Genomic DNA, 20,096 nt, shown 5'->3' with positions numbered 1-20,096 from the left:
CTGAGCCAGGATCAAACTCTCCATAATAGAAGAAAATGAATAGCTCATTTCTTGCTGACTAAGGAGGAATCAAATTCCTCCCCCGAATCCGAAGATTCTAGTGTGTGTTTTTTTCGTCCGACCGAAGTCGACTTAATAGAAACGTTTTGCTTAAGTGCGTTAGCACTTTCGCTGTATTTCATTGATGTTTTGCTGTTCAGTTTTCAAGGTTCATTTGAAGAGGAGTTGAATCGCGTTCCTCGATTTAGTAGTTGCCGTAGTTTCGGTGACAACTTTTATATCATATCAAGTTACGTCGTTTGTGTCAACAACTAATTTTAATTTCTTTTTTACATCATCTCTCAAGCGACTATTTACTTTGCCTCCCGAGCGACAAGAATTATAATAACATGCCCAACAATCTCTTGTCAACTAGTTTAATAGGACGAATTTAAATCGTCCTATTACCCTGTTTCCAATCACACTACTCTATAGTCCCTGTGGAAAATCAATTCATTTTTCGAATCGCTCTGAACCACAAGAATAAATCCTTTATCAATTAGAAATTCAATAAATACTTCAAGGTCGATTGAATACATCCGCACCTCTTCGTGTTCATGTAGTTCCTGTATTGTCCATAGTTCTTGAGTCGCCATGACCCCCCGAATATGACGGGCACCATCAACAGTCCGATTATGGATGAAAAACTCACTCGCTAGAAACAATAACTCTAATCGTTTTTCTAAAGGTTCGTCACTCATAATCAGTTCCACATATAATTTGTAAATCGCCGGATCAATCTTTTTCACTTGGGACCATACCGTCACTTCTGGAATTAATCCATTTTCAATAACTGCAAGTCTTGCAAGATGATGAAGAGATTTCACTACGTGATGATAAGCATCCATGTAGTTTCCTTCTTCGAAAAAAGTTTTCCCTTCCATATATCCTCTTACAAGCTTTGAGAACTCTAGTCCCATTTTTATATCTCCACCGTAAAAAGGATACTCCCGCAATTCCATTCTCAATTTTTCAACGAACTCATTTCGATCAAAGTAAACCTTACCATAATGCAGCCAATCTACGACTTTTCGCTTTGAACCGAGAACTAACCATTTTCGCAATTGCTTTTCACTAATTATATGCATCGCTGCTTTTTCGTTTCCGTCTGTGTAATGCTTCGTAAAGACAGGGATTTCATTGTCGGCGGTAATGATAAGGAGGATCGAATCGAATGTATCTGTAATTGGATCCTCTTTCCCTCTCTTTTCTACAAGAATGACACCCAGTGTCTCCGGAAAACTTGCCCGCTCCTGATAAATTGGTCTTAATACTTGTTCCACTAACACACCTCCCTGTCATTTCCTTTCGACGAAGTGGCAAGGATATCCTTTATTCAAGAAGGTAAAATAACGTAGAAAACAAAATATATGATATAGTTGTTGAGGATATATCAAGGAGGTACGTTGGATGAAACCCTATAAAAATAAGATAAATAGGATACGATCATTCGCCCTTGCTTTAATATTTGCCGGGGTCGTCATTATGTATATCGGAATTTTCTTCAGAAAATATGAAATCGTTATGCTAATCTTCATGTTTCTTGGAGTCCTTGCCATTCTTGGCAGTACGGTTGTTTATGCATGGATTGGATCATTGTCTACGCGAGCCGTTCAAATCGTCTGTCCAAGTTGTGGTAAGCACACAAAAATGCTTGGGCGCGTTGATATGTGCGGGCATTGCCGAGAGCCCCTTACACTTGACCCTACATTAGAAGGTAAAGAGTTCGACGTATCATATAATAGAACGAAGAGCACAACTGTTGCTGAAAAAGAAAATCCCAAGGAATAAAAGAAAGCGTCCGATACAACCTTCACGGAAGGAGTATAGGACGCTTTTTTTAATTGGCACTTACTACGTGTGAAGCACATGAGGGACATGTACCATATACTTCTAGACGATGGGAATTCACATTGAATCCTGTTACATGAGAAGCTAAACGTTCTACCTCTTGAAGTCCAGGATGATGAAAATCAACAATCGTTCCGCATTCGTTACAGATGATATGATAGTGATCATGAGTTACAAAGTCAAAACGGCTCGAAGCATCTCCATAGGTTAGTTCCTTAATAAGTCTCGCATTTAGGAATACACGAAGGTTATTGTAGACCGTTGCAACGCTCATGTTAGGAAAATCACTTTCAAGCGCTTTATATATATCATCAGCCGTCGGATGTGACTCAGTTGAGATAAGATACTCTAAAATCGCATGCCTCTGCGGCGTAATTCTGACGCCACTTTTTTTCAATGTGTCCAGCGCGTCTTTCAATCTAACTTCTGACATCGCTATGCACCTCTATCCATAAGGATTCTTACTTTATAATTATTATCATTAGTTTACTTAAAGTAGGATCCATATGTCAACTAAAGCGCTGTACAAACAACTTCATTTATGTCTATTCATCCCATACACCTAATTAATATGGTGCATTCAATACTTAAACATATATAATTCCTTTTCAGTAGCCCAGTTTCATGTCAATCAAGTTAACAAGATCCATATCCCCCTGTTGCCACTTGTCCAAGTTTTCTTCAAATATAACGAGAGCTCTTTCAACATATTTTCCAGAAAGACTTGAAACATGTGGGGACACCGTGCAATTCGACATACTCCATAATTCATTATCAACAGATAGTGGTTCCGTTTCGAATACATCGAGCACAGCATGCCTAATTTCGTTATTTTTCAATGCCGCCACTAGGGTCGTTTCCCCGAAAAGGTCTCCTCGGCCAAAGTTCATGAAAACTGCATTGTCCTTCATAGCTTTAAAATGCGCTGCGGTTAGTAGCCCCTCTGTTTCCAACGTACTCGGTAAAACAGTAATAACAAAATCTGCTTCTCCCAATCTATCCATTAAAGCTTCAAACTTTATCGTTTCATCCATAGATTCGCTTACCCTACCGGATCTGTTACACCCAATTGTAGACACACCAAATGCTTGAAGTAAGCGTCCTATTTCAGAACCAATGGCACCAGGTCCAAGGATAAGTGCGGTCGATCCTTTCAATTCAGTAGAACCGACTTTCCGATTCCACTCTTTCGACCGTTGTCGTTCGTACATGAGCGGTAACGACCGTTGTAGTGATAGTATATGCGCAAGTACTGATTCCGCCATCGGTGTTTTATGAATGCCCCGTACGTTCGTCATCATGATATTCCGTTCAGCTATTTCAGCGAGTGGCATTTTTTCAACGCCCGCCGACGCAACCATAATCCATTGTAGTGACTTTGCACGATCAAGCAAAGTAGTGTCTATATCAACACCATACGTTACGATAATAGTTGCCGTCTGAATTTCCTTATCCTCTGGTTTTTTATTGAAATGAAATCTTACTTCAGGAAACCTAGTGATAAGCCCCTCTTCCTGATGTTTCTTCATATCAAATGTAAATAACACCTCCATTACTCTTCCCCCTCAAGATTGCGTTAGTTGTTCTAGTGTCGCAAGTGCTTCATTTATATGCCCTTCTACCTTCACTTTTCGCCACTCTTTTACGACCGTCCCTGTCGGATCAATCAAGAATGTAGAACGCTCAATACCCATATACTCTTTACCGAACATCTTTTTCAGTTTCCAGACATCGTATTTTTCAGCAACTATATGCTCTTCATCCACCAACAAAGAGAACGGCAAGCCGTGCTTTCCAATAAATTTCTTATGTGTTGCTTCGCTATCCGGACTCACGCCAAGTACAACAGCATTCAACTTACTAAAATCTTCATACGAATCGCGGAAGTCACATGCTTGCGTTGTACAGCCAGGCGTTGAATCTTTCGGATAAAAATAGAGGACGACATACTTTTCACCTGCAAAGTCTTTTAGTGAAATCATTTCCCCATTCTCTTTTGGCAATGTAAATTCCGGTGCATGCATACCTTCAAGTGTCGTCATTATCCATTCCTCCAATATATTCTTTCCTTAATCGTACAGAACGCGCCCTCTAGTTTCAAATTCTTTGGCTATCTGCACCATTATGTTTAGAATAGAGAGGGTAATGAATTGAACGGAGGAATTGAAATGATCAGAACGAATTCAGAGGAAATCTATAATGAAGCTTGCGAACATATCGTAGGAGGGGTAAATAGCCCATCACGCGGATACCATGCAGTTGGTGGCGGAGCTCCTACAGTAATGGAACGTGCAGAAGGCGCTTACTTCTGGGATGTCGACGGCAATAAATACATCGACTATCTTGCTGCATATGGACCAATTATTACGGGTCATGCCCATCCACATATTACTGAAGCAATCGTTAAAGCTGCGCAAACAGGTCTGTTATACGGAACGCCTACTCGACACGAAGTGAAGTTTGCAAAAATGTTGAAGGAAGCAATGCCAAGAATGGATAAAGTACGCTTTGTAAACTCTGGGACAGAAGCTGTAATGACGACAATTCGAGTTTCTCGCGCTTATACAGGCCGAACAAAAATCATGAAATTCGCAGGCTGCTACCATGGCCATTCAGATCTTGTTCTTGTTGCAGCAGGTTCCGGCCCCGCAACGCTCGGCACGCCAGATTCTGCAGGTGTACCAGAGTCGATTGCTAAAGAAGTGATTACAATTCCATTTAACAATCCTGATGCTTATATAGAAGCTATGGAAAAATGGGGCGACCAGATTGCGTGTATCCTAGTCGAGCCAATCGTTGGGAACTTCGGCATTGTTGAACCAAAAGAAGGGTTCTTACCACTCGTCCACGATATCGCAGCCGAAAAAGGCGCTTTGATCGTTTATGATGAAGTAATTACTGCATTCCGTTTCCACTACGGCGGCGCACAAGATTTGCTCGGTTTAACACCCGATCTTACTGCATTCGGAAAAATTATTGGCGGCGGCTTACCAATTGGCGGTTACGGTGGAAAAAAAGAGATCATGGAACAAGTCGCTCCACTAGGTCCTGCTTATCAAGCGGGTACAATGGCCGGGAATCCAGCTTCCATGTTAGCGGGAATCGCGCTTCTTGAAGTTCTTCAAACGCCTGGTATCTATGAAGAAATGGATCGTCTAGGTGCTATTCTTGAAGAGGGCATTTTAACATCTGCAAAAGAGCACGGAATTACATTAACGACAAACCGTCTTGGAGGAGCTCTTACGTTGTTCTTTACGGACGTAAAAGTAGAAAACTACGAACAGGCTGAAGCAACTGACGGCAACGTATTCGCCAAGTTCTTCAAATTGATGTTAAAAAACGGTATCAATCTTGCGCCATCGAAGTATGAAGCATGGTTCTTAACAACTGCACATACTGAAAAAGACATTATGGATACACTGGTTGCAGTTGATCATTCATTCAAAGAACTTGCAGATTCAATAAACGGTTGACCGCACCGTATAGTTAAGGTACAGTAGCGAAAAACAGCTTTAACTTCATTTAACGAAGTATCCCCTTTTATAAAGTGATATGAATTTGCAAAAAAGCCATACAACTTGGTAGAGGAAAACTCTAGCTAAATGAAGTTACAGTCCCCGACGGATGCCAAAGACTTTTAAGTGGTATTTATCGAGCACGCTCGATAAAAGTCTGGGCGCAAATACGCCAAGGCGTATTTGATTAGAAAGGATAACCCCTATGATACTTGGTGCCCGCATTTTGAAAACGGGCATTGCGATTGTGTTCGCATTGTTCCTTGCAGAGGTTTTACAAATGCCACATCCATTATTCGCAGGAATCGCGGCCATCTTTGCCATCCAACCTTCTATCTATAGATCGTATTTAACAATTATCGAACAGATACAAGGCAATGTCATAGGCGCAGTAGTTGCGGTCTTATTCGTTCTCCTGTTTGGAAATCAGCTAGCCTTCATTGGACTTGCAACAGTTATTATCATTTTGATTATGATTAAATTTGGGCTTGAAAAATCGATTTCCATGGCTCTTGTTGTGATGATCTCTATTATGGAAATCAAAGGCGAAGATTTTTTGTCATTCGCACTGTTGCGTTTTTTGACGCTGATTATTGGGATTCTTGCAGCTTTTGTTGTTAACTTACTTTTCATGCCACCGAAGTATGAAACGAAATTATTTGAGTCTATCCACCAGGCACAAGACGAAATCATTCGTTGGACCCGCCTAGCTGGACGACAGGCTTCCGATCATTTAGCAACAAAGAAATCACTGAACAAATTGAAGGAACGACTCTCTCAAGTAGACCAACTTTATATCCTATTTAAAGAGGAACAAAACTACTTTAAAAAGAGTACAAGATCGAAAGCGAGAAAGCTTGTCGTTTACAGACAGATGGTTGCAACTTCTAAGAGCAGTTACGATGTATTAAAAAGGCTTCATCAGTTCGAAAATGAGCTGATCGATTTGCCGGAGCATTTCCGGATGATGGTACAGGAACGTTTGGATTCCTTGCTTACTTACCACGAACAGCTCCATTTGAAGTTCGTCGGGAAGCTTAAGCCTGACATAGTAAGCATGAGTCCAAATGACGAATATATTCAACGCCATGAAGTAATGGAGATATTTGCAATGGAGATTGCACTTGCGAAAGAGGAAGAAGAATTTTCCGCCTATCATCTCCTTCATATCCTGTCATCTATCTTTAATTACGAAGAGCAACTTGAACACTTTGACAAGCTGATTGTTCTATTTCAGAAGTATCATAACAATAAAGTGAATTCGAAACTGAGTGAAGAAATTTATTAAGAATAGCGCAGTTTATCCAGTCGCAGGAATCGGGGTACGTAATTGAACACAGTATTGCCACCTTACAGGAAGGCAGTTTAAGTTCGTGACTTCTTGTCGCAACAAGGAGGGATACAGTTTTCAATCCCTCTCGATTGCTTAGGCCAACAGAGTGCAGCCCTAAGCGGTATTAAATGGAATCACTCTTTCAATCTATAAAGACAACAAACTATAAAAATGTCCCGTAAACCGGTGAAATCGTCGGCTTACGGGACATTTTCTTTATCTTAACTCTTCATCTTAGGATCGAGTGCATCACGTAAACCATCACCCATTAAGTTAAAGCCCAGCACGGTAAGCATAATTGCCATACCTGGGAAAATCATCGTCCATGGGGCTGAATGGAGATAGCTTTTTGAATCTGCTAACATTTTCCCCCACTCGGGCATCGGCGCTTCTGCACCAAGTCCCAAAAACCCTAGTGCAGCTGCTTCAAGGATTGCCGTTGCAATTGCTAGTGTTCCTTGAACAATTACCGGCGCCATAGAGTTCGGTAATATGTGGGAAAATAGAATCCTTGCATCTTTCATACCAATTCCCTTTGCAGCAGTAATATATTCATCTTCTTTAATACTTAATACTTTTGAACGAATGAGCCTTCCAAAGTTCGGTATATTAATTATTGCGATTGCGATAAGCGCATTTCGCAGACTCGGACCAAGTACGGAAACAATCGCAATGGCCAATAAGATAGAAGGAAATGCAAGCATGATGTCGAATACACGTGAAATAATCGTATCAACCCATCTACCGTAATAACCCGCTATGATACCTAATGCACTTCCTACAACTACCGATCCGATAACAGAAAAGAATCCAACCCATAATGATATCCGCGCACCATGGATAATTCGAGAAAGAATATCCCTTCCAAGATCATCTGTACCAAGCCAATATTCACTGGAAGGAGGGAGAAGTCGGTCCGGTAATTTTTGATCGTTAATGCCCTCTAAAGCAATAAATGGACCAATTACAGCTAGCAAGATAAAGAAAAATACGATACCCATACCGACAACTGCCACTTTACTCTTTTTAAAGCCATTCCAAGCTTCACGCCAAGGTCCTGCGGTTTTGTCAATTTCAACTTTCACGATCCCGTCGGCTTTAGGTACAAATTCAGTCATAAGCGCTTCCCCCTCCCTCAATCATATTTAATCCTCGGATCAATCAGACTGTAGAGCAAGTCAACAAGTAGATTAATCATAACAAAGAAGAGCGCCACAATTAGAATCGATGACTGAATGACGGGATAATCTCGGAATCCAATTGCGTCGTAAATATAACGCCCAACGCCTGGCCAAGCAAAAATTGTCTCTGTTAAAATCGCACCACCAAGCAACATCCCCATTTGCAGACCAATAATTGTTAATACCGGAATGATTGCATTTTTAAGTGCATGCTTATAAACGACCCAAAACATTTTTTGACCTTTCGCCCGTGCGGTACGAATATAATCTGAGCGCATTACTTCTAGCATACTTGAACGGGTCATCCGTGCGATAATTGCCATCGGAATTGTCGCCAGTGCCAGTCCCGGCAAAATAAGATGACGGATAACCTGCCATAACTGATCAAAACGCCCTTGAATAATCGTGTCGATCACATAGAGATTCGTTATGGCATTGATAGGATCTCGTACTTCCTCTCGCCCTCCAGTCGGTAACCATGGATTTTCTACAGAAAAAACCCATTGCCCCATGAGACCCAGCCAAAAAATAGGCATTGACACGCCAACAAGCGCCAAAATCATCGCCGTATAGTCAAACCATGAGTTTTGGAACCATGCCGAGATAATCCCTGCATTGATACCGATAATAACTGCAATTACGATAGCAAATAGTGCCAATTCAAACGTTGCTGCTAAATAAGGCCATATTTCATCTGATACAGGAGCTCGGGTTCTCATCGACTCACCCAAATCCCCTTTAAAAAGATCACCCAGGTATTTGAAATACTGAACATACCAAGGGTTATCCAAACCAAGCTTTATCGTCAGCGCTTCGACTGACTCTTTAGTCGCCTGCTGTCCAAGAATAATTTGGGCAGGGTTGCCCGGGATTGCACGAATAATCATAAATACGACAAACGTCATCCCAAGCAGGACAGGAATGAGCTGCAGCATTCTTTTTCCAATGTAGCTGAGCATAATCTTTCACCTCTCCAACTCTTCTATCAACTTATATGTATCCATCAAATGAAAGAGAAAAGGAAGAAATCCGAAAGACCTCTCCCTTTCCGTCCATTTCTTACAAACTTTTACTTGAATTCTACTTTCGACAATAAATCCGAGGCAATTGGGCCTGGAACGAAACCTGTTAAATCTTTAGATCCTCCAAGAAGCGGAGTTGAGTGAGCAAGTGGTACCCACGGTGCTTCATCATGAAGGATGACCTGTGCTTCTTTGTACAATTCAATACGTTTATCTTCATTTATTTCAGTTTGTGCTGCGATAAGAATGTCGTGGAGTTTGTCATTTTTATAGTACGTATAGTTATTGCTACCGATATTATCTTCATCTAGCAAAGCGTATAGGAAGTTATCTGCATCTCCGTTATCCCCAGTCCAGCCGAGCATAAACGCATCTGCATCCCCTTTACTTGCAAGGTCAAGATAAGTTGCCCATTCATGCGAAACAATATTTGCAGTAATGCCTATGTCTGCAAGGTTTTTCTGAATGACTTCAGCAACTTTTTTACCATCTGGCATGTATGGACGTGGTACCGGCATTGCCCATAGATCCATCTCAAAACCGTCTTCAAGTCCTACCGATTTTAGTAGTTCTTTCGCTTTTTCAGGATTGTATTCATATCCTTCGATATCATCGTTATAGCCTGAAATAGATGGCGGCATCGGATTTTTCGCGACATCCGCACGTCCTTCGAAGAACGAATCAATAATTGATTGTTTGTCAATTGCATAGTTAAAAGCTTGGCGCACTTCTTTTTTATCGAAAGGAGGGCGTGTTACTGTAAGACCTAAATAGCCTACGTTCATAGATGGACGTTCAAATAACTGAAGCTCATCATTATCCTCAATCGATTTGCCATCTGATGGATTAATGCCATCTGCAAGTTCGATATTTCCAGACATCAATTCATTCAACCGTGCAGAGTTGTCAGGAATTGAACGGAAGATAATCCTTTTAAGTTTTGGTAGTTCTGCATCCCAATAGTCATCAAATTTGTCAATTGTGATTGTTTCATTTGGTTTCCATTCTACGAACTTGAATGGGCCTGTACCTACTGGGTTTCTTTCTAATTGATCGTCACCTAATTCAAATGCAGTTGGGCTTGCAATTGCAAACATACTCATTGCTATATTTTTAAGGAATGGTGCTTGCGGGCGTGTTAATTTAATTAGGACTGTATTTTCGCCGTCTGCTGTAACCGACTCAATAACATGACCTTCATCACCTTTAAAACCACCGAACGTCGTGTTATAATATGGGAATTTTTCTGCATCCCCACCTGCCCAACGCTCGAAGTTTTTTACGACCGCGTCAGCATTGAAGTCAGTTCCATCATGGAACTTAACGCCTTCACGTAGTTTGAACGTATACGTTAAACCATCTTCACTTGGCTCCCATTCAGTTGCAAGTCCTGGATTAATTTCTGTATCACTCTCCCCGAAATTCAGAAGCGTTTCGTAAATATTAACCGTTACTTTGAAGGATTCCCCTTCCGTTACCCTTGATGGATCAAGAGAAGTTGAATCCCCACCACGTCCGAAGACCAATGTATCTTTCACGTTTTTAGCTTCTTCAGTATTGGCCTCTTCCTTTTTGCCTTCTTCCTTCTTGCCTTCGCCAGCATCTGACGAGCAAGCGGCAAGCGCTGCCGAAAGAACGAGAAGCAACATTAGTGCTAGCAACCCTAACTTTCTTTTCCTCATATTGACCCCTCCAACTGTTTTATATCATTGTCTACCTGTTCACCACTATAAAGGTGACAGGCGACAGAATGACCCGAATCATGTTCAACAAGTTTTGGTGTAACTTTCGTGCAAATTGCCATCTTATGCGGACAGCGCGTATGAAATGTGCAGCCGCTAGGAGGATTTGCAGGATTTGGAATATCCCCTTCAAGAAGAATTTGCTCTTTCTTGAAAGCTGGATCTGGTACTGGAACCGCCGACAATAATGCCTGCGTATAGGGATGTAGTGGCTTCGCATAGAGCTGCTCGCTATCTGCCATTTCTACCATCTTTCCAAGATACATAACTCCGACACGATCACTTATGTGACGGACGACCCCAAGATCATGGGCAATGAAGATATAAGTGAGATTAAATTCCTTCTGCAAGTCTTGCATTAGGTTTAACACTTGAGACTGAATTGACACATCGAGAGCCGAAACAGGCTCATCAGCAATTATCAGTTTCGGATTTGTCATTAGCGCCCGAGCAATTCCAATACGCTGACGCTGTCCTCCACTAAATTGGTGCGGATAGCGTTTTGCGTGATATGCGCTTAGTCCTACTATTTCAAGAAATTCACGCACTTTCTTTTTCCGCTCTTTTGAATTATCAATACCATGTACAATGAGAGGCTCTTCCAGTATTTTTTCAATCGTATGACGCGGATTTAATGAAGCGTATGGATCTTGGAATACCATTTGGATATCACGTCTCGTTTTCCGCATTTCCTCAGTAGATAAGGAAGTCAAATCTTTGCCGTCAAATTCAACTGTTCCTTCAGTAGGCTCAAGAAGACGCATCAGCATTCTGCCCGTTGTCGACTTACCACATCCTGATTCACCAACTATGCCGAGCGTTTCTCCTTCATTAACGTAAAATGATACGTCGTCCACCGCTTTGACATGCCCAACTGTTCTACCAAGAATCCCTTTTTTAACGGGGAAATACTTTTTCAAACCTTCAACTTTCAATAAGGGCTTTGTTGTCATGCTGTTTCACCCCTTCTTTGTCGTATAGGAAGCATCGAGTCTGGTGAACATCCGATGTTTCATATAGTTCTGGGTTTTCTTTTAGACAACGATCAAATGCAAATTCACATCTCGCTGCAAATCTGCACCCATGCTTAATTGAACCAGGTTTCGGCACGCTGCCCGGGATAGAATAGAGCCTATCCTTTTTATAGCGCATATCGGGAACTGATTGTATCAGTCCTTTTGTATAGGGATGCTGTGGATCTTCGAAGATCATCTTAACGGATGCTTCCTCAATGATTTGGCCAGCATACATAACAATGACACGTTCGCATGTTTCTGCAACGACACCCAAGTCATGAGTAATAAGGAGAACGGCAGTATTCAATCTGGTATTTAATTCTCGCATTAGCTTCAAAATTTGCGCCTGAATTGTCACATCGAGAGCAGTGGTTGGTTCGTCAGCAATGAGTACTTTAGGATCACATACCAGTGCCATCGCAATCATTACACGTTGTCGCATTCCACCTGATAATTGGTGTGGGTAGTCTCTCATCATTTCCTCTGCACGAGGCAAACCAACAAGTTTCAACATTTCAACTGCTTTTCCCTCAGCCTTTTTCTTAGACCAACCTTTTTCGTGGATCCGAACAGCTTCCGTCATTTGATTGCCAATCGAGAACAATGGATTCAGCGATGTCATCGGTTCTTGGAAAATCATTGCAATGTCATTTCCCCGAATACGCCGCATTTGCTTTTCATTCATGGTTAGCAAATCTTTGTCTTCAAATAATATTTTGCCCCCGACAACTTTTCCGGGAGGCTTTGGAACTAGCCCCATTATCGATAAGGAAGTTACACTTTTTCCGCAACCTGATTCTCCGACAATTCCAAGGATTTCTCCTTCATTCAAGTGAAAGTCAATATGATCAACAGCCGGTATTTCCCCCGAATCAGTAAAAAAGGTCGTCTGTAAATCTTTTACTTGGAGGACAGTCTTCCTCTCTTCCATCAGATCACCCTTTTTCTTAATCAATTAATATTTATTCATAATTATCTTCATATTCATTATTATACGATTATACTTAATAAATGCAATACTTTTTAATATATTCTTGTAATGACAAAGGCCTACTAAATAGTCATATAACCTATTAACAGAACAAAAGTCTATATTTCTCCGTAGAAAAAAAGCTATCCGCTAACCAGGGAAACCCTGATCAATCGGATAGCTTTTTCACTCTTCTATTGGTAATTCAAATTCCACTTTCGACAGTACATCAAAACCTGTTGGTTGCGGAATGAAATTCAGCATGTACTTTGTCGCCCCGTAAAGTGACGTTGACTCGGCATTGGGTATCGAAGGAGCATCTAGATAAATATTTTCCACAAATGGACGATCAATAAATTGTAATTCGGCATCATCGTTAACTTCCACTCTATCTGCCGGATTAAGACTATCAGCTAAATCGATATCCCCGGCGATCAATGCATTTAAGCGTGCAGTATTATTAGGGATCGACTTGAAGATGATTTTTTCAAGCTTCGGCAATCCTTCTTGCCAATAATCTTCGAATTTCACAACCACGATTGTTTCATTCAGTTCCCCTTCGACGTATTGGAACGGTCCCGTACCAACAGGCTTGCTTTCCAATTGATCATCACCAAGTTCTGATACCGTCTGGCTAACCATCGAGAACGGGCTCATCGTTAGATTTTTCAAGAATGATGCTTGAGGATGATTCAACTTTATTGTTATTTTTTCATCGCTGTCAGCTGTCACCGATTTAATAATACGGCTGTCATCCTCTTTGAATCCATTGAATACCGAACCATAGTAAGGAAACTCTTCTTCTTTCCCTTCGGCCCAGCGCTTAAAGTTATTCACGACAGAATTTGCATTGAATTCTGTATCATCGTGGAATTTGATATCCTTGCGCAACTGGAATTTATACGTCAAACCGTCCTCACTAGCCTCCCATTTTTCTGCTAAGCCAGGAACCACAGTAGCACCTTTCTCATCGAGATTCACTAGTGTCTCATACATATTTACAGCAATCTGGAAGGAATCCTCTTCCTTCATATGCGCTGGGTCTAGTGACGAGGAATTCCCGCTATGTCCGTAAACTAATATTTTCTTTCCACTTTCTTGTAAACTCTCATCTTCCGATTCATCTGAAGCACATGCTCCAAGCATGGTAGAAAGAGCAACAATCACTATCAAGGCTAATGGTCCAAACTTTATTCTTTTCATAAAAACCCCTCCATCTATTTTCAAATGCGCCACGGCATATTTGCGTCCAGATCAAGTAAGGAAGTTAGCCTAAAAGCGTCGCATCCTTGCGACAATTAACTTCCTTCAAAATCTGTGACATTAACGGACCTACAGGGTGCAGGTCCTGCGGCGTACTTAGGTTACCTTCTTTTATTGAGCAGGGGTTTGGCCTCACCACTTATAGAAGTGGGAGACTTCCACTGAGCGAAGTTAAAACTTCGCCACTCTACTCTTTATAAATCTGACCATATCTCATTTCTTAATTACCAAGTATTTGCACCTGAAACAAACCATAGTAAATTCCTTGTAACTTCATTAATTGATCGTGCGTACCCATTTCTTTTAACTTCCCTGAATCTATAACGAAAATCTTATCTGCATGTGTTATCGTCGATAAACGGTGCGCAACGATAAGTGTTGTTCTTTCATTCGCAAGTCTTTCAAGCGATTCCTGAATGAGCGCTTCACTTTCAAGGTCAAGCGCTGATGTCGCTTCATCCAAAATAAGGAGTGGTGGGTTTTTCAAGAAGACACGAGCGATTGCAATGCGTTGCTTTTGACCACCCGACAGCTTAACTCCCCGCTCTCCTACTTTTGTATCGTACCCAAGGGGCAGTGTTTCAATGAAATCATGCGCGTTCGCCGCTTTTGCAGCAGCAATCACTTCTTCATCTGTTGCATCTGATTTCCCCATCAGTATATTACTTTTTACGGAATCACTGAACAATATTGTGTCTTGTAAAACAATTCCAATTTGGTCGCGTAGCGATTTAATATTGACGTCACGCAAGTCATGTCCATCGATACGCACAGCACCACCCGTTACATCATGGAACCTCGGTATCAGACCCACAATTGTCGACTTCCCTCCGCCGCTCATACCGACAAATGCAACTGTTTCACCTGGTTTCACAGTGAAATTAATACCACTTAAGACTGCATCCCCATCCTCTTCATACGTAAAGCTCACATTATCGAACTCGATTTCCCCATCAATAGGAGGTAATTCTTTTGCACCAGGTTTGTTTGTAATATCATACTCCTGTTCCATCAAATCAAAGACCCGGTCCATAGACGCGAAAGATTGCGTAAGGGATGTAGATGCATTGACCAGTCTTCGAAGCGGATTATAAACCCTGTCGATGTATGCAATGAACGCAACCATCGTCCCAACAGACAAATCATTATTGATGACTTGATAACCTGCGTATGCAAGAACAAGAAGGGGTGCAACATCGGTAATTGTATTTACCACAGCAAAGGCTTTCGCATTCCACTTTGTATGATCAAGTGCTTTATCGAGGAAGTTGCCATTCGTTTTATCGAAACGCTGTTGTTCCTCTTCTTCAAGTGCAAAGCTTTTTATGACACTTACACCTGCAACGCGTTCATGCAAGTAGCTTTGCACATCCGCAAGTGCTTGAGATCGTTTGCCAGTCAATTCTCTCAGCTTCCCGAAAAAATGCTTGACGCTGTAAGCATAAAAAGGGAATGCGAGAAGCGTGACAAGCGTAAGCGGAACATCCATTGTCAGCATAATAATAACGGCTATGATAATGGTCGCGAGGTCAAGCCAAACATTCATGAGCCCAATCATGACAAAGTTTTTCGTTTGCTCCACGTCATTTATAACGCGTGAAATAATTTCTCCAGCTCGTGTGTTGGAATAATAGCTGAGACTTAATTTTTGCAGATGCGAATATAGTTCCTTCCGGATATCATACAAAATCTTATTGCTCACATACTGGGCATAATATTGACGATAATATTCAACTGGCGGCCGGACGATGAAGAACACAAGTACTGTTCCGCCAAGCCAATAAAACAATTGCCGCGTCATCTCTACCTTCGTAAGTGTATCCGATCCGATTATGTCATCGATTACGATTTTCATCAGTAGCGGAATGAATAACGGAATCGCAAATTTCACGATACCGATGAGTATTGTAAGTATGATTAGCCAATTATACGGCTTCACAAACTTCATATAGCGTTTAATACTGTCCCCCATCAAGCGTGCCTCCTATAGGAAAAAGCCCACCGCATAACATTTGCGGTCAGGCTGTTCACTTACTTTTCTTGACCTGCTTGTAAAACTCATATCTGGAAGTCCATACTTCAATGAAGTCAGAAGCAAACGGCCCCCTGCGCTGCTTAATCCAGCTTAACAAGGTTTCCAAATTCTTCTGTAATATCTGATCGATGACATCAGGATAGCCCATCTCTTTCCTGTGTTCAGCATATTCATCCTCATCAAGAATCATATAAGTCATATCTGGAAACACTTTCACATCCAGATCATAATCAATGTACTTTAATGATTTGTTATCATAGACGAAAGGTGAGCTCATGTTAATGTAATAATACACGCCATCTTCCCTTAGCATACAGATAATATTGAACCAATGCTCAGCATGGAAATAGCAAATGGATGGTTCACGTGTCAGCCATGTGCGTCCGTCCGACTCTGTAACAAGCGTCCTTTCATTCGCACCGATGACAATATTACGCGTTCCTTTCAACACTACGGTTTCCTGCCAAACCCGATGGATTTTACCATTATGTTTATAACTATGTACTTGTATCGTTTCTCCTTCTGTAGCAATCGTCATGATTAACCCACCTTTTGGTTGCCGGAAAATTTCGAAGCCCATATATATTTCATCATTATACCAACAGAACGGTATTATTTGAAACCTTTCAACTCTTTTTTTCGTTCGCAACGTAATTTGTGGGTAAAAGAACAGCGTAAGGCGCCGTCCAGCCCTTACAGGCATTAGACAGCTTGGCGAAGCGGCGTTTCTTGCCCAGGAAGAATGAAGTTCAATTCCTTCCTGTTGTATAACCCACATCCTGTGTGCCTCAAAGCCTTAAGTCACTAAGATTTAAACGTAAAATATCGCCTTTTGTAGTATATCCAAAGGGCGAGTACTCTATAGTTTCCAAGAAATAAAAAAACTGGCAGGAGCGTAACGCTCCTGCCAGCCGGCGGTATCCATTTACTTATTTAGAACCGTTCTCGAACTGATTCGCGCGCTGTCCAGAAGCATTTCTTTTGTTTGCTTCGGATTGCTGGTTTTGTTTCCTAACTTGATTAACATCAGTTTCGGAACCAAACTCCTCAGTCATCGCATTTGGATTTTGATTTTGCATTTGTTGTTGTGATTGTTTGTTCTGTTTTCTTACTTGATTTGTATCAGTTTGATTCGGGTTGTTTTTTGGCAATGGATTTTCACCTCCGTACACCTATCATGTGCAAAGAGACATTTTTTATTCACATGGAAATTTTTACAGTAAAATTGAACGCCCACCATCGACAATAATTGTCTGTCCGCGAATCATATCCGAATCCGCTGAAATTAGGAACATCGCAGCTTTCACCATGTCATCAATTTCAACCATACGTCCCGCAGGCGTATTAATACGTGCGTCTTCCAGCAATTCATTACGATTAGGGAAATGTTTCAGTGCTTCGGTATCAAGCGCGCCGCCCGAAACAGTATTTACCGCAATTCCTAGTGGTGCAAGTTCGACAGCAAGATACCGCGTAAGCGATTCAATTGCAGCCTTCGAAACGCCTACTGTCGTATAATTTTCGAGATATCGAATAGATCCAAGCGAACTGACTCCGAGAATTTTCCCGCCTTTATCCATCAGTTTTGCAGCTTCTTGTGCGCCAAACAGCATTGCTTTCGCATTGATGTTCATCGTCCAGTCCCAGTGCGTCTCTTCTAGTTCCATAATCGGACGCAAAACACCTGATGCTGCGTTCGATACAAATACATCTAAACGCCCGAATTCCTCTTTTACTTGTTCAAACATTGTACGAAGTTTTTTAACATCACCAACATTTGCACGAATCATAATTGCTTTCCTGCCTAGTGCCTCAATTTCTTTCACCGTTTCTTCCGCGGCAGACCGACTTCGTGCATAATTCACAACAATATCATAGCCTTCTTTTGCGAGTTCAATTGCAAGTGCTTTTCCTAATCCCCTGGAACTTCCCGTCACCATTGCTACTTTATTTTCAACCATTATTTTAGTCCTCCTCGTTTAATCTCATCCCAAATTTTTAATACCGGCACAGGTTTTGGCAACGCCTCTACTTCTTCCTGTGTGAAAAATTGGTAACCTTCAGGAATTGTATCTGTTTTTTCAATCCATGCTCCGAAGCTTTTCATCTCCCACGTCAAATGGGAAAATATATGTTTGAAAGATAGTATATCAACTACACCCTTTAGCTCGAAACCAAAATGTTCACTGGCCACTTCTTGTGGTGTTTTATTATCCACTGGCTCGGCCATTGGAAACTCCCACAAACCTGCAAGCAAACCTTTCGCAGGACGCTGCCGTAGTAACCACTCACCTTGGCGATTTCGAATTACAAATGATGCAACAGGTATAATTTTCATTTTTGTTTTCTTCGTTTTTACAGGTAATTCTTCTTGCTTGCCTTCTTGGAAAGCTAAACAAAAATCTCGAACTGGACAAAGAAGACACTTCGGTTTCGGAGTACAAATTGTCGCCCCTAGCTCCATCAGTCCTTGGTTGAACGAAGACGGATCTTCTTTGTCGATTAAATCCATGACCACCGTTTCAAAAATCTTTTTTGTACGTGGTATTGAAATATCCTCTTCTATAAGAACTAGCCTGGACATCACACGCATAACATTACCATCTATCGCATGCTCAGGAACGCCATATGCAATACTAAGAACTGCTCCTGCAGTATATGGGCCTACTCCTTTTAAATTGGAAATCTCAGTACGGTTCGAAGGTACTTCTCCGCCGTAATCCGACACTACTTCTCTTACACCCGCTTGTAAATTTCTCGCCCTCGAGTAATAACCGAGGCCTTCCCACATTTTCAATAAATCGTTTTCTTCCGCTTCCGCAAGTGCTTCCATCGTCGGAAAGCTTTCGATAAACCTCTCATAATAGGGAATAACCGTATCAACCCTTGTTTGTTGCAACATCACTTCAGAAACCCATATATAATATGGATTCGACGTTCTCCGCCAAGGTAAATCTCTTTTTTCACGACGATACCAGGAAAGAAGAGCTTCGCGAAATTCGTCTTTCTTCACTATTATTTGCATCATTTCCTCCTTATCGCATATGCTTATCATTGAGCATAAAAGGGTATTGATATGTATACGATTTTTAAAAAGTCTGTCCAATGCTTGGTACGACGGTTCAGGCAAAAGGAGTGATCATTTGGATACTGGAACACATATTGTTATGGGAGTCGCACTTGGTGGCCTCGCATTGGCGGATCCTGTCGTTTTAACAGATAGTTCGACAATGAGTGCCGTGGTTGCAAGTGTCATTGTCGGCTCAATTATCCCGGATGTCGATACCATATTAAAATTAAGAAATAACGCTGTCTATATACGGCACCATAGAGGGATTACACATTCGATTCCTGCGGTATTATTATGGCCGCTAATCATAACAATACTCATGTCATTTTTAATCCCAGAAGCAAGTTTCATACATGTTTGGGCTTGGACCTTTTTAGCCGTCTTTCTACATGTATTTGTCGATATTTTCAATTCTTATGGAACGCAGGCATTGCGGCCGTTTTCTAACAAGTGGGTTGCTATCGGTGTCATTAACACGTTCGATCCAATTATTTTCATTTTGCATGCCATAGCGATAATTATTTGGGCAATGGGCGCAAATCCGGTCTATACGATTTTGACAACATACGTGATAATCTTCTTTTACTATTTATTGCGCTTCGCGATCAAATCAGCCGTAAAAAAAGCCGTCTACAATACCATCCCAAATGCAACGGAAGTTATTATTGCACCAACAATGCGCTTCCTCCAATGGAGGGTAGCTGCATCTTCAAAGGAGTGCCATTACGTTGGGCGAGCTTATGGAAGGTCCGTTACTATTTATGACCGCTTTGAACGGGAACCTATGCAAAAGTCCCCAGAGATTGATGTGGCCATGAACGATAAAAACATCAAAGCGTTCACATCTTTCTCCCCCATCTATAGATGGTCTGTCACATACATCGGGGACATCTGCGAAGTACGCCTAATCGATCTTCGTTACCGGAGCAAAGGCTATTACACATTTGTGGCGGTTGCACATATCGACAAGGAGCTGAACGTCATTAATTCATTTACAGGTTGGATTTTTTCCGAGGACAAGTTACGAAAAAAACTTAACTTAGCATCTAATTCTTAAGA

General features: G+C 41.4%; 19 protein-coding genes. 4 read left to right on the top strand and 15 right to left on the bottom strand.

The window, feature by feature from the left end; translation table 11 throughout:
• Nucleotides 1-458 precede the first annotated feature (458 nt).
• Entirely contained in the window at nt 459-1,322 is an 864-nt protein-coding gene (locus tag FQ087_RS20645) for a nucleotidyltransferase-like protein (protein ID WP_149582486.1), read from the bottom strand.
• Nucleotides 1,323-1,449: 127 nt separating this feature from the next.
• Between FQ087_RS20645 and FQ087_RS20640 the strand changes: the two genes are divergently transcribed.
• Complete coding sequence (locus tag FQ087_RS20640) at nt 1,450-1,830, top strand: YgzB family protein (RefSeq protein WP_149582485.1); 381 nt, start codon at nt 1,450-1,452, stop codon at nt 1,828-1,830.
• A gap of 49 nt (nt 1,831-1,879) precedes the next feature.
• On the opposite strand, the gene perR is transcribed toward FQ087_RS20640, so the two are convergent.
• From perR to bcp, 3 genes are all read right to left on the bottom strand, one after another.
• Complete coding sequence (perR, locus tag FQ087_RS20635; protein ID WP_149582484.1) at nt 1,880-2,323, bottom strand: peroxide-responsive transcriptional repressor PerR; 444 nt, start codon at nt 2,321-2,323, stop codon at nt 1,880-1,882.
• 175 nt (nt 2,324-2,498) lie between these two features.
• The gene (locus FQ087_RS20630; protein WP_149582483.1) at nt 2,499-3,443 is read right to left on the bottom strand and encodes a D-2-hydroxyacid dehydrogenase; all 945 of its coding nucleotides are present in this window, start codon (nt 3,441-3,443) and stop codon (nt 2,499-2,501) included.
• 12 nt (nt 3,444-3,455) lie between these two features.
• Entirely contained in the window at nt 3,456-3,932 is a 477-nt protein-coding gene (gene bcp / locus FQ087_RS20625; RefSeq protein ID WP_149582482.1) for a thioredoxin-dependent thiol peroxidase, read from the bottom strand.
• Nucleotides 3,933-4,058: 126 nt separating this feature from the next.
• Here bcp and FQ087_RS20620 point away from each other — a divergent pair, with 126 nt between their 5' ends.
• Nucleotides 4,059-5,363, top strand: a complete 1,305-nt coding sequence (locus FQ087_RS20620; RefSeq protein WP_149582481.1) for a glutamate-1-semialdehyde 2,1-aminomutase — start codon at nt 4,059-4,061, stop codon at nt 5,361-5,363.
• A gap of 247 nt (nt 5,364-5,610) precedes the next feature.
• Nucleotides 5,611-6,693: an FUSC family protein gene (locus FQ087_RS20615; protein ID WP_149582480.1), complete on the top strand. Its 1,083-nt coding sequence runs from the start codon at nt 5,611-5,613 to the stop codon at nt 6,691-6,693.
• Between the two features lie 266 nt (nt 6,694-6,959).
• Here FQ087_RS20615 and FQ087_RS20610 read toward each other — a convergent pair whose 3' ends face one another.
• The 11 genes from FQ087_RS20610 to mutY form a co-directional block, all read right to left on the bottom strand.
• Entirely contained in the window at nt 6,960-7,856 is an 897-nt protein-coding gene (locus FQ087_RS20610) for an ABC transporter permease (protein WP_149582479.1), read from the bottom strand.
• A gap of 17 nt (nt 7,857-7,873) precedes the next feature.
• Nucleotides 7,874-8,878 carry an ABC transporter permease gene (locus tag FQ087_RS20605; RefSeq protein WP_149582478.1) on the bottom strand — a complete coding sequence of 335 codons (1,005 nt, stop codon included), beginning with the start codon at nt 8,876-8,878 and terminating at the stop codon, nt 7,874-7,876.
• 110 nt (nt 8,879-8,988) lie between these two features.
• Nucleotides 8,989-10,623 (bottom strand): ABC transporter substrate-binding protein, encoded by a 1,635-nt coding sequence (locus FQ087_RS20600; RefSeq protein WP_149582477.1) that lies wholly within the window; start codon nt 10,621-10,623, stop codon nt 8,989-8,991.
• Nucleotides 10,620-11,636 (bottom strand): ABC transporter ATP-binding protein, encoded by a 1,017-nt coding sequence (locus tag FQ087_RS20595; RefSeq protein WP_149582476.1) that lies wholly within the window; start codon nt 11,634-11,636, stop codon nt 10,620-10,622. Before FQ087_RS20595 ends, FQ087_RS20600 begins: the two co-directional genes overlap by 4 nt.
• Nucleotides 11,608-12,630 carry an ABC transporter ATP-binding protein gene (locus FQ087_RS20590; RefSeq protein ID WP_149582475.1) on the bottom strand — a complete coding sequence of 341 codons (1,023 nt, stop codon included), beginning with the start codon at nt 12,628-12,630 and terminating at the stop codon, nt 11,608-11,610. The genes FQ087_RS20595 and FQ087_RS20590 overlap by 29 nt, the downstream gene beginning before the upstream one ends.
• A 225-nt stretch (nt 12,631-12,855) precedes the next feature.
• Nucleotides 12,856-13,872, bottom strand: coding sequence for an ABC transporter substrate-binding protein (locus tag FQ087_RS20585; RefSeq protein WP_149582474.1), 1,017 nt, complete (start codon nt 13,870-13,872; stop codon nt 12,856-12,858).
• A 280-nt stretch (nt 13,873-14,152) separates the two neighbouring features.
• Nucleotides 14,153-15,904, bottom strand: coding sequence for an ABC transporter ATP-binding protein (locus FQ087_RS20580; protein WP_149582473.1), 1,752 nt, complete (start codon nt 15,902-15,904; stop codon nt 14,153-14,155).
• Nucleotides 15,905-15,959: 55 nt separating this feature from the next.
• The gene (gene ntdP, locus FQ087_RS20575; RefSeq protein WP_149582472.1) at nt 15,960-16,505 is read right to left on the bottom strand and encodes a nucleoside tri-diphosphate phosphatase; all 546 of its coding nucleotides are present in this window, start codon (nt 16,503-16,505) and stop codon (nt 15,960-15,962) included.
• Between the two features lie 391 nt (nt 16,506-16,896).
• Entirely contained in the window at nt 16,897-17,118 is a 222-nt protein-coding gene (locus FQ087_RS20570) for a gamma-type small acid-soluble spore protein (protein ID WP_188006837.1), read from the bottom strand.
• A 63-nt stretch (nt 17,119-17,181) separates the two neighbouring features.
• Nucleotides 17,182-17,928: an enoyl-[acyl-carrier-protein] reductase FabL gene (fabL, locus tag FQ087_RS20565; protein WP_149582470.1), complete on the bottom strand. Its 747-nt coding sequence runs from the start codon at nt 17,926-17,928 to the stop codon at nt 17,182-17,184.
• Complete coding sequence (gene mutY, locus FQ087_RS20560) at nt 17,928-18,992, bottom strand: A/G-specific adenine glycosylase (protein WP_149582469.1); 1,065 nt, start codon at nt 18,990-18,992, stop codon at nt 17,928-17,930. The genes fabL and mutY overlap by 1 nt, the downstream gene beginning before the upstream one ends.
• A gap of 118 nt (nt 18,993-19,110) precedes the next feature.
• On the opposite strand from mutY, the gene FQ087_RS20555 reads away from it, so the two are divergent.
• Nucleotides 19,111-20,094, top strand: a complete 984-nt coding sequence (locus tag FQ087_RS20555) for a metal-dependent hydrolase (protein ID WP_149582468.1) — start codon at nt 19,111-19,113, stop codon at nt 20,092-20,094.
• Nucleotides 20,095-20,096: the final 2 nt, after the last annotated feature.

It is taken from the genome of Sporosarcina sp. ANT_H38 (assembly GCF_008369195.1).
In the GTDB taxonomy this organism is placed as follows: Bacteria; Bacillota; Bacilli; order Bacillales_A; family Planococcaceae; genus Sporosarcina.
This window is presented reverse-complemented; position numbering and strand designations above follow the sequence as displayed.